The 10,472-nt window shown below is 61.9% G+C and carries 12 protein-coding genes and 1 pseudogene; 1 reads left to right on the top strand and 12 read right to left on the bottom strand.

Going from position 1 to position 10,472, the window contains the following annotated elements; genetic code table 11:
• Nucleotides 1–1,614: 1,614 nt before the first annotated feature.
• The 12 genes and pseudogenes from ACVWWW_RS00975 to ACVWWW_RS00920 form a co-directional block, all read right to left on the bottom strand.
• On the bottom strand, nucleotides 1,615–2,019 hold the full coding sequence (locus ACVWWW_RS00975; protein WP_155914389.1) for a hypothetical protein: 405 nt from the start codon (nucleotides 2,017–2,019) through the stop codon (nucleotides 1,615–1,617).
• A gap of 72 nt (nucleotides 2,020–2,091) precedes the next feature.
• A pseudogene (locus tag ACVWWW_RS00970) lies at nucleotides 2,092–2,430 on the bottom strand (immunity protein Imm33 domain-containing protein).
• 57 nt (nucleotides 2,431–2,487) lie between these two features.
• On the bottom strand, nucleotides 2,488–3,015 hold the full coding sequence (locus ACVWWW_RS00965) for an MAPEG family protein (protein WP_027083643.1): 528 nt from the start codon (nucleotides 3,013–3,015) through the stop codon (nucleotides 2,488–2,490).
• A gap of 31 nt (nucleotides 3,016–3,046) precedes the next feature.
• A complete protein-coding gene (locus tag ACVWWW_RS00960) occupies nucleotides 3,047–3,484 on the bottom strand; it encodes a hypothetical protein (RefSeq protein WP_027083644.1) in 438 nt (145 codons plus the stop codon).
• Between the two features lie 88 nt (nucleotides 3,485–3,572).
• The gene (locus ACVWWW_RS00955) at nucleotides 3,573–3,800 is read right to left on the bottom strand and encodes a hypothetical protein (RefSeq protein WP_027083245.1); all 228 of its coding nucleotides are present in this window, start codon (nucleotides 3,798–3,800) and stop codon (nucleotides 3,573–3,575) included.
• 598 nt (nucleotides 3,801–4,398) lie between these two features.
• Nucleotides 4,399–4,689, bottom strand: coding sequence for a hypothetical protein (locus tag ACVWWW_RS00950; protein ID WP_027083645.1), 291 nt, complete (start codon nucleotides 4,687–4,689; stop codon nucleotides 4,399–4,401).
• Between the two features lie 72 nt (nucleotides 4,690–4,761).
• Nucleotides 4,762–5,094, bottom strand: coding sequence for a hypothetical protein (locus tag ACVWWW_RS00945; RefSeq protein WP_155914392.1), 333 nt, complete (start codon nucleotides 5,092–5,094; stop codon nucleotides 4,762–4,764).
• A gap of 400 nt (nucleotides 5,095–5,494) precedes the next feature.
• The gene (locus ACVWWW_RS00940) at nucleotides 5,495–5,869 is read right to left on the bottom strand and encodes a hypothetical protein (RefSeq protein WP_027083646.1); all 375 of its coding nucleotides are present in this window, start codon (nucleotides 5,867–5,869) and stop codon (nucleotides 5,495–5,497) included.
• A gap of 654 nt (nucleotides 5,870–6,523) precedes the next feature.
• Entirely contained in the window at nucleotides 6,524–7,030 is a 507-nt protein-coding gene (locus ACVWWW_RS00935; RefSeq protein ID WP_155914394.1) for a hypothetical protein, read from the bottom strand.
• 78 nt (nucleotides 7,031–7,108) lie between these two features.
• The gene (locus ACVWWW_RS00930) at nucleotides 7,109–7,420 is read right to left on the bottom strand and encodes a hypothetical protein (protein ID WP_027083648.1); all 312 of its coding nucleotides are present in this window, start codon (nucleotides 7,418–7,420) and stop codon (nucleotides 7,109–7,111) included.
• A 33-nt stretch (nucleotides 7,421–7,453) separates the two neighbouring features.
• Complete coding sequence (locus ACVWWW_RS00925; RefSeq protein WP_027083649.1) at nucleotides 7,454–7,960, bottom strand: hypothetical protein; 507 nt, start codon at nucleotides 7,958–7,960, stop codon at nucleotides 7,454–7,456.
• Nucleotides 7,961–8,484: 524 nt separating this feature from the next.
• Nucleotides 8,485–8,610 carry a hypothetical protein gene (locus tag ACVWWW_RS00920; protein ID WP_456998614.1) on the bottom strand — a complete coding sequence of 42 codons (126 nt, stop codon included), beginning with the start codon at nucleotides 8,608–8,610 and terminating at the stop codon, nucleotides 8,485–8,487.
• A 157-nt stretch (nucleotides 8,611–8,767) separates the two neighbouring features.
• Here ACVWWW_RS00920 and cls point away from each other — a divergent pair, with 157 nt between their 5' ends.
• A complete protein-coding gene (gene cls, locus ACVWWW_RS00915; protein WP_036142975.1) occupies nucleotides 8,768–10,195 on the top strand; it encodes a cardiolipin synthase in 1,428 nt (475 codons plus the stop codon).
• The last annotated feature ends 277 nt before the right edge of the window (nucleotides 10,196–10,472 follow it).

Raw genomic sequence — 10,472 nt, 5'->3', positions numbered from 1 at the left:
CCAAGCCGCTGGACAAAAGCAGTGCATTGCCTTCTGGGATGGGCAGGCATCGTTCGACATGGCCACCGACACCCGAAGTGAACTCTTGCGTTTCTGGATCGACTACGTAGCACTCCCCGCCAGCGATCACCACGACCTCTCGGCCGTTCGGATGGGTGGCGACTAGAGTCAGGCTACCAAGTCCAAATTGGAAATTGCCACCCATTCGGAAGGCGTGCCGGCAAGGAACCGCACTACGAGTCCTTCTCGGTACACGGGGGAACCAGTGCCACTGATGAGCTTGGGCAAGGCGCCGTACGGCGGCAGCCCAGGCAACACTTCGAACGCCGACACGGTTGCCTCCCTGAGCCCTAACACCTGAGTTAAGCCGCGCCGCGAAGCGGCGTCGGCTTGGACGAATTGTTAGCTGGTAGCGATGCACTCCTAAGCCAAGGCAAGCGTGCACCGAGCGCGAATGCCACTGCCACGGGAACCCCGAGGGCAACCGAGGCGTCGAAGGACTCTAGCTCGCAGGCGGATGCATGTGACGAGCACCAGACGTTATAGGGCGCCAGAAGCGCCCACCCCGCCACGGCGGCGGAGAATGCGAGCGCTGACGCGACGAGACCGGCTAGCGAAGCGAACCCAATACGACGCAATGCGGCAAGGGCCGGGAGGCCGAAGACTGTAAGGCCCGCCACGACAAACGGCGTGGCGACTACAAACAAGTAGAGGCTCCAGCCTGCCCAGCGGGCTGTTGCCTCAGAAGCAGTGACGTGCCCCAAGGCCACCTTTGCTTGAGCTAGCTGCCAAGAATCAACGCCGGCGTACGCAAGCGTTACTCCAATTGCTGCCAGATAGCCCAGCGCTAAGCGTGTTCGACCGATCCCGAGGAACGATGATGGCCCGACTCCGCGCTTACGGCCGAAAAACGCAGTCGCCGCGAGCACCAGCACGCCCAATAAAACCGGTAGTTGGAAAATCACGACGACAAAGTCAGTTGCCATACCAGCTAACACCTGAGTTAAGCCGCGCCGCGAAGCGGCGTCGGCTTGGACGAATTGTTAGAGGGCTAGCTTGCGGCGCGCCGCGAACTGAATTAAATAAAGCGAGAGCCCCAGTATGCCAACTGCACCGCTTTGCGTGTGTGCTTCTACCCAGGCAAGGGCTTTCAATATACGCCCGATAGCCCATACGGCCGCCGAGTACGCGACGACGCCAACAATGAACGGTCCGCAGGTGGCTGCTAGAAGCGTGGCGCTCCAAGCCGCGACAGAGTGCGGGGGAGTCATTGGGTACTTGCTTGCCAGAGCCTGCAGGCTTAAGCCCGACAATGTGAGCCCGACTACGTAGATACCTAAAAAAGAAAACTCGAGCGCGTAGCGTTGCGAAAATGGTGTACTCGGCGGGAAGTCATCCACGTACTCAATTTGCGGGTTAATGCGAGTAAGCAGAGGCGCTAAGGCACGGTTTCGGAGCCAAGCTAGGTTCTGCAGTTTTATCGCTTCGACCGCAAGCAGGAATACCGATGCGATCTCTACGAGGTCGACTGCCGCGCTCGCTACGGTCACTGGATCTGCCCTCTAACACCTGAGTTAAGCCGCGCCGCGAAGCGGCGTCGGCTTGGACGAATTGTTAGGCCCGGAAGCGCCCCACCGCACGTGCTGCCCAACCTGCGATCACCGCAATGATGGCCCACCCGATAAGCCAACGCCACTCGTACGGCTGGCCTGAATCGTGACGACTGACGATCAGCCAAGCCGACATAAGTGCGGAAAGGATGCTGACTACGAACAGCGAGAAGATTGCCGAAAATGCGACTTCGCGGGGCGTTCCCGACTCGTCCCAGTCGTCTCGCGCGACATCGGCGAGTCGCAGAATTCGATCGGGCGCAATGAAGGGAAGCAGTAGCGCCAGTGCAGCCATCTGCCTTGCACGGCTCCAGCCGCGACGCGCCAGCTCAGCCTTTGCGTCCGATGGCGTGATACCGCTGCTGGGATACCACCGAACCAGCAGGAGTTGGATGACTGGAGTGTTCAACGATGGGCCTAACACCTGAGTTAAGCCGCGCCACGAAGCGGCGTCGGCTTGGACGAATTGTTAGGCCCCATGCTACGCATTGAAGAGCGCCGGGTCATACCAGACGTGCGTTTGACCGGGAGCTATTAGGACGCGCCAGCCTGGCGCCAATGCGAGATATGGCAGCAAAGCGGGCGCGTACTCCGCTACATGGTGCACGCATAGCGATTAAAAGAAGTCTGGATCAATGGAAAGTTCGCCGCCCCAAATGTACCAACCACACGTTCCGCCTTCGGCGGGATGCCGCACTGCATTGACTGGTGGCGATCCGAGAGAGCTGAGTGCAATACCGAGCCGCTCGTTTGGTGCGGGAGGATCGAACAGCGAACCCGCCGCAGTGCAAACGTCCAACTGCGACTCAATTTGCTTCATGGGGCCTAACACCTGAGTTAAGCCGCGCCGCGAAGCGGCGTCGGCTTGGACGAATTGTTAGCTGACAGCATGACGCGCTGAAGCCACAAGAGCGCACACCAGCAAAATGGCGGTGGGGTAGAACGTGAGCCCAAAGCCCATTGCACGCCCGGGTGCGCCACGACCGTAGCCCCAGAAGAACAACCCGCGGCCCAACAGGAAAAGCACCGACGCAACAGGAACTAGGGCGACGAGCCACGGCGAGCCCAGCAGGGTGCAGGCGGCATAGACCGGAAGGACTAGGGCGAGTTGTTCGAGCGTGTTCTGCAACAGCGCTTGCAGCAACTTTGCTCGGGCTGACCCAATGGTGAGCCCGCTGCCGTCGAGATCTTCCGGGCTATCGAACCGGTGGTTGGCAAGCCGGCCGATACAGACCAGGAGCGTTAGCGCAGGTGCCAAGACGCTTAACGCCAAAAGGTGCAAGCGGGCATCGAGCCCCAAGGCTTCGGTGTGCCGCATGGCAGCGACCAACAGCGTTACCGCGGTAACAGCGAGTGCGGACCCCGCTCCGAGAGCAACGCCGCGCTGTGGCTTGGACAAGCTCATCGTCGGTCTCCCATGTCAGCTAACACTTGAGTTAAGCCGCGCCGCGAAGCGGCGTCGGCTTGGACGAATTGTTAGCTGCCATGCGATTAAGAACGGCTAGCCACGCCTGCGGCACGAGGAGCGCGAATGCCGTGTCTAGTGCGAACTGCCCCGGGTGAATGGCGTGGAGGTATTCGCTCCAGCCAACGTGGCCGCCTGCTGGAATTGCGACAGCATTAAGGATGTAGCGCATCGCCCACATGGTGGCGACCAGCAGGATGGCGCTAGCGACCAGCAGGGAGGTGTGGCTCATGCGCCCAACGCGGCGACCGGCAAGCACGGCCACTGGAATCACTGCGCCGGCGTTGAGGACGTAGTACACAAGCCCGGATTTCATGTCTATCGCGTCCAGCGCCGCCGCGCTGCCGAGTCCCAGAACAATATCCAGAAGCGCGAAAATGAAGGTGCCGATGGCGAGACTCTTGTTCATGGCAGCCAACACCTGAGTTAAGCCGCGCCGCGAAGCGGCGTCGGCTTGGACGAATTGTTAGGCCTGTTGCCGCATCGGCCGGCGCCCATCACTGGCGGTCGCCTTTGAACCAGACGATCAGCACCAAAGCAAAGGTTGCGGCGAGTACCCCGGCGTAAAAAGGCACAGCGTCGGTTTCGGGTGGGAAGCGCACGTACACCATGGCGAGCGCCGCGACGTACAAGCCAACGACCACCCAGCCCTGCCATGCAATCGGCAAGCCGAAACCGACGCCGAACTTCTTGGAAGGAAACCAGTACCTCGGCGGTTCGTTCACCACGTCCTCCTTGATTTGTCCAAACGGGCCTAACACCTGAGTTAAGCGCCGCGAAGCGGCGTCGGCTTGGACGAATTGTTAGGGCGTGGCCGACTGGGCGATATAGCCACCGCGATAGCTAACACCAGCAACGTGGTAGCCACACCTGCCAACAGCTGCCACAACTCGATTCCGTAGCCGGCAATTCGTGCTGTGGCCGCAGCGTTTCCAGGTTCGTAAAGTACCTGGACGGACTGGCCTTCATGAAGATGTCGCGCGCTGCGGCCGGTTGTACAGCGAAAGAAATACTTCTGCCCAGACGCCGTGTAGAAGCCAACAACTGGGAATGACGAGCACTTAATTCGCTGGCTGCCGCGACCGCTAACGTTAGAACACTCTCGCTCGATGTGATCGACGCTTCCTTCCGTGGCCGCGAAGGCCGCCGCCGCGCCACGCTCAGCCGTGGCCGTTCGCCAAGCCAGAATGCTGGTGAGCGCAGCAACGAGAAGAAGGCTAGCGGCAGATCGCTTCATGTGACCCCAAGTTCCACGTTGCTCATCCCACGCCCTAACACCTGAGCTAAGCCGCGCCGCGAAGCGGCGTCGGCTTGGACGAATTGTTAGGCCCCGGGTGGAGCCGCAACGGTTACTGCAAGGATGATAAGTGCGAGCGATACCGCAGCAAGAGCAGCTAGCCAGAACCATTCGTGGGAGCCAAAGTGCCGAACGACGAACGTGCCGGGCCTGAAGGCGTGCCACCACGGCTTGCCAATTCGGCGGCAGCATGCGGCCGACAGCCAGTTGCCGCCAACCAGCCAAACGATCGCCGCGGCGCAGAGCAACATCAGCTGCGCAGCGGGCAACCCTGCGAGCACCGAGAACACCTCTGCCGGATTGCGCTGATCTGCCATTACGGGACCTAACACCTGAGTTAAGCCGCGCCGCGAAGCGGCGTCGGCTTGGACGAATTGTTAGGCCTCATGCTACCGCGCTCCGAGCCAGCTGTAGGCGCTACCAGATACGGCGAGTGCAACCAGCACGCCGACCACCACGTTTAGTTGCCGGCGCGCGATCTGCGCGATTCGTGTGAGTTCGGGATCTTGCAGCTCAACGTAGCGGCGCTGCGATATAAAACGTGCATACGGCGACGAGGCGGAAGGTTCCGTATCTGGTGCCGGCGCGATCGTTGCCCAAACGGTCGGATGCTTTAGCTGCAGGTGCTGGCTAACGCGCCAGAGTGCGTAGGCGGCCATCGCGAGCGCCGGTACGAGCGCGATTGCGAGAAATAATGAACACGCCGCAAAAATTACCGTCATGAGGCCTAACACCGGAGTTGACCCGCGCCGCGAAGCGGCGTCCGGTTGGACGAATTGTTAGAGATCACACGCCGCTGAACTGGCTTGCCGACCTCACCTGCCGAAGTGTGGCACGAGTGCCTGAAGCGGAGCGCGGCCGTCAGCCAGAGTGTGCGCGGCGCGCTACTACGAAAGCCGAGGCGCTTCCAAGCCGGGCGGAGGAAGTCTCGACGAGTTGCATAGGAGGGACGTGCCCGGCGGGGAGCCAGAGTATCCGTGATGCGGCCGACTTGGCGACGGCGAAACCTCAACGAGCTGCGGGAAGCAATTCAAGAGCGAAGACGTCGCCGGTGTGGGCGCTAACACCTGAGTTAAGCCGCGCCGCGAAGCGGCGTCGGCTTGGACGAATTGTTAGGCCCGCCTACCGGACCTTGCGCGTGACGCTTGGGTTTGCGTGCATCGGCGAAACCTTAGCCTTCGACCGCTGAAGCTTAACGATGGCGTCTTTGTATTTCATGTCTCGGATTGCTACCGCCACAGCTTGGAAGAAAAGGCGCTCAGCTTCTTGGGCAGTGGCGACCTTTGACTGCTGGGTCGAGGCAGTGAAGTGGGACGACGAAGCCAAGCCAATGGTCGGATCTTCGAGCAGCACGTTCGCCCAAGCAAAGGCACCGCCGCTCCCGACCCCGTAGTCGCCTGTAACGAGAAATGCAAAGCCCTCTTGCTGCACTTTCCTGCAGATGGGGGCGATTTCGGGGTTCTCGATGCCGCCGTGGCGGGCGATCAGAGCCGCCAACGCGGCAGACGAAACCGCAGGGCACTGCGCATATGCAGCGCTGGCGGTTCCGAAGTAGAGGGGCGGCGATGGCGAGCCTTCTCATGAGTCTTCCTTGACGTTTGGTGCGGGGCCTAACACCTGAGTTAAGCCGCGCCGCGAAGCGGCGTCGGCTTGGACGAATTGTTAGGCCGTACTCGCACGGAACCCACGGTAGATCCACCGCAGAGTCCAGCCCGCCAGATATATCGCCACGACAATCGCGCCCCACCAGCCAAATACTAACGCCCAATGGCCTACCTGGCTGAGGCGCAGATGGGCGAGTTCCGCTTGTGTTCGGAGTTGATGGCGCGGATTTCAACGCCGAAAGCTTGATGTTGTCGGTACGGCCTTCCGCTAGAACGCGAAGGAACTCTAAGTTCTCTTTCTCCGTTCCGCTGAAGAACGAGTCGTGAACTTCATACGACGAGATCGGCTGGCCATCTGGGCCGGGAATCCGTGCGGAGATCGCTTCTGTTGCGTCGCTGTACCAGTCGGATAAAACGCTTTGCCGCGACGGCATGGTTCCGTACGCAATTACGCCCGCACAGATGGCAAACAAGGCGCTCAGAACGATCCAGATGCGTGTCCAGCCTCCAAGTCGCATTCGGTCTCCTGTACGGCCTAACACCTGAGTTAAGCCGCGCCGCGAAGCGGCGTCGGCTTGGACGAATTGTTAGGTCGCGGCCTGTAGGCGATGAGCAGGAACAACAAAGCGGCTGCGGCGAGGTTGACGCCGACCCATTGTTCGTCGACAAGATCACTGACGGTGAGAAACGCCTGACTTCCGAGGCCGCCGTCGAATCCGACGTGCGACGAAAGGGCTTCCAACCCCGAATCGAGGAGCTTCAAGGGATTGAGGTAGATGCCGAGGTGCAGCGAACAAATGAACGGTGGCAGCGATACCACCGGGACCTGTACGGCCTGCACCACACGCGATAGCGCGAAACCGGTGTCCGTGCCCATGGCCAAGAACGCACCGGCAAGAATGGAGCTAAGCGACAGCACTAGCAGTTCGAACAGCGGAAACGCCCCGATTGCACCGTCCGCCGTGTAGTTGGGGATTGCGAGAAAGCCCATGACGAGCCCCAGCAGTCCGACGAGTATCTCGTAAGCACCAATGGCTTTCAGACGCCTTGGCATGGTGTGCGATCTCCCTTGTCCGCTACCTAACACCCGAGTTAAGCCGCGCCGCGAAGCGGCGTCGGCTTGGACGAATTGTTAGGCCCCGAGTTGCTCAATGCGAGCACTGAGGCCGGCGCGATCTACGAACGGTGCGATCGCCCGCCATTGCAGCATGCCCACGCGCTTGAGCAGCAAGACCGTAACGGCTAGACCGGCAAAGAACCCGACGGCGACCACCAGGACTGCACGCAGGACCGGCCCTCCAACGATGGTGATCCCAGCAGCTGCGGCGACGGCTAAGACGACCCAAGACAACAGCTCGTAGAGCCATAGAGGCCGTTCCTCGACTGCCTGCGTGAGCCGGACATCGGCACGCGACAGAAGCAGCTTTTCCTGTTTCAAGTTCATAGATTCCTTCCTATCGGGGGCCTAACACCTGAGTTAAGCCGCGCCGCGAAGCGGCGTCGGCTGGGACGAATTGTTAGGCCCCGGCTCCTCGACAGCCGCTGCCTCAGATATATCGAGTCGCAGCAGTTCGCCCTTTTGTGAGTGGAGCGCAATTAAGTGCGTCCCCTGCGAGGTGTACTGAGAGCAGAGACCTTGGCCCTCTAGCTCAAAGCGATCGTAAGCCGGGCCGAGAAAGCTATCCAGCGCCTCACCCGACGTATGGCGAAAGACAGTTAGAACGCTTCCCTCCAGGTCGACGATCAATTCGTTGCATGCCGCCGAAGGCCCGAGCACCAGGAATTTGCCCGGGACAAAGTTGAGTTCAAAACTCACGACGCCTTGCGCGTCCAGCTCAATACCGAGTCCGTATCCGTCCCATTGGAGGGTCGCGTATTCCTCTCTTGTACGGAATGCGCTGGCCGGGCCAAACGGCTGGAACTCCGACGCATTTGAGGTATAGCCAACGCCGTTTAGTTCGCCGTGCTTAATGTCGTAGCGCAACGTCGGTTTCGTCGAAGGCTTCGAAAACCTTGAGGTTGGGTTTCGCCTGAAGCGAGCGTACAGAGCTCTAAACACGCGACATACCTTTTTCCGGCGCCTAACACCTGAGTTAAGCCGCGCCGCGAAGCGGCGTCGGCTTGGACGAATTGTTAGGTGCCATGCTACGCCAGACGGCTGATAGATCTTCCACGACGCGAAGGCGGGTCTTGGGCGATTTGGCTGAGCCTGGCAGCCGGCTAAGCCAATGACCGTTCGGTCCGTGGCCGCCAGGGCGCTGGGCGGAGAGCCGACGAGTTGTCGGCAGCGGTACGAGCGCAAGAACGCGAATCGCTTCGGCCAGCTGCGCGGCAGACGAGAAGACGAATACAAAGCGCTGCGTTTCGATGCACAGCAAAGGAAAGCCCTTCGCACCGTCCGGTACTGGCGCAGCCGGTAAGTAGCTTGAGGCCGAGCGCCAATCCGTGCCTTCCGTTTCGATGTGCACCCAGTACGCCATCGGTGCATCGCGCCAGTCGGCTGTGTATTCAATCCGGTGCCGAAGCCCCAACCATCGTCGGGCCTTCGATCGTCGTGACTTCGAAACGGCCGGCCACGCGCGACGCGGCGCCACGGCCCTTGATCGGCTTCTGCGGCTTGCGCGCGTCGGTCATCCGCCGATTGTCGGCGGCGCGCGTCTCAACCTGTGCGACCGCCGCGTCACGGCCGCTTGGTCGGGCCGGCCGTATGATCGGGCGCCCGCTTTCCGATGCCATCGATGCGCGCCGCCCTGCCCGTCCGCCTGCAGTCCACGCCGCGCCGGTCCTGCCGATGCTGAGCCTGCTGCACGCGTTCGACGCGCTGGTCACCGCGCATCCCACGCTGGGCGCGTGGCTGTTCGCGGGCTGGCTTGCCTACCTGATCGGCCTCGGTCTGTGGATCGTGATGCAGAAGCGCGAGCCGGCGGCGACGCTCGCCTGGCTGATCAGCCTGGCCGTGCTGCCGTACATCGGCTTCCTCGTCTATTACGTGTTCGGCCCGCAGCGCATCCGGCGTCAGCGCCTGCGTCGTGGGCGCGCGCGTGCGCGCATGCCGGAGACTTCGGGCAGCGCGGATGCGGCGGAGTCACGGGAACTCGCAAGGCTTGGCTTGGCGACGACGCGTCTACCCGCATCGACCGCGACCGATGTGCAGATGTTGGTCGATGGCAATGCGACCTACGACGCGCTGTGCACCGCGATCGCGCAGGCGCAGGAGCACGTGCATCTCGAGTACTACATCTTCGAGCCCGACCGCACGGGCACGCGCGTGCGCGATGCACTCATCGAACGCGCGCGCGCAGGCGTCAAGGTGCGACTGCTGGTCGATGCCGTCGGCTCCGCGAAACTGAGTGCGCGCTTCCTCGCACCGCTGACCGACGCCGGTGGCGAAGTCGCATGGTTCCATCCCATGCTCGCGCGCTGGCGGCGTCCGTGGCTCAACCTTCGCTCGCATCGCAAGATCGTGATCATCGACGGCCGCATCGGCTTCACCGGCGGCATCAACGTCACCGACGAGGAAGACGAAGGCCTGCGCGCTGACGCCTATCGCGACCTGCACCTGCGCCTGGAAGGCGACGTGGTCGGCTCGCTGCAGCAGGTCTTTCTCGAAGACTGGATCTACGCGACCGGGCAGAAGCCGCCGAGCATTTCGCGACAGGACAGCGTGCAGGGCGAAGTCTCCACGCAGGTGCTGGTGTCGGGCCCCGACGGTCCATGGGAAGCGATCCATCGCATGCATGTCTCGGCGATCCACGGCGCGCGCCAGCGCGTCTGGCTGGCGACGCCGTACTTCGTGCCCGGCGAGGCCGCGATGATGGCGCTGACCTCCGCCGCACTCGCGGGTTTGGATGTGCGACTGCTGGTGCCGCGTCGTAGCGATTCGCGCCTGGTCACCTACGCCGCGCGCTCCTACTTCGACGACCTGCTCGCGGCCGGCGTGCGCATCCACGAATACGGCCCGCGCCTGCTGCACACCAAGGCGCTGCTCTGCGACGACGAGATCGCGATCATCGGCAGCGCGAACTTCGACCACCGCAGCTTCCGGCTGAACTTCGAAGTCTCGATGCTGTTCCGCGATGCCGGCATCGCCGCGACGCTGGCCGACCTACTGCAGCACGACATGTCACAGGCTCCGCGCGTACGGCCGGATCGGCGTCGCGCGTTCTTCCGTACCAAGTTGCCGGAAGCACTGGCTCGGTTGATGTCGCCGTTGTTGTAGTTGCGGTGCTGATCGGCAGCCATGCGTGTTTGGTAGACGAAGGGCTTGCCGCCGAGGTGTCGCGTGCAGCACGTGATGGGCCTTCAGGTGATGGCTTGAAGCACGGCGGGCGCACATCTAGAGATGACCTGTGAGCCTGAGCATCGACACCGTTGCGATCAAAGCGGCGCGCAACGTCATGCGGTCTCTCTATTACGTCGCGGCGTTTAGCTGCGACGCCATATGTGCGAGACGAGCGGTCACGATGCACGTAAGGCGCCCCGGTGTTGGCCCGCTC

It is taken from the genome of Lysobacter sp. HA18 (assembly GCF_054057595.1).
Note: the sequence above shows the minus strand (reverse complement) of the source record. Positions and strands in the feature narration are given on the sequence as shown.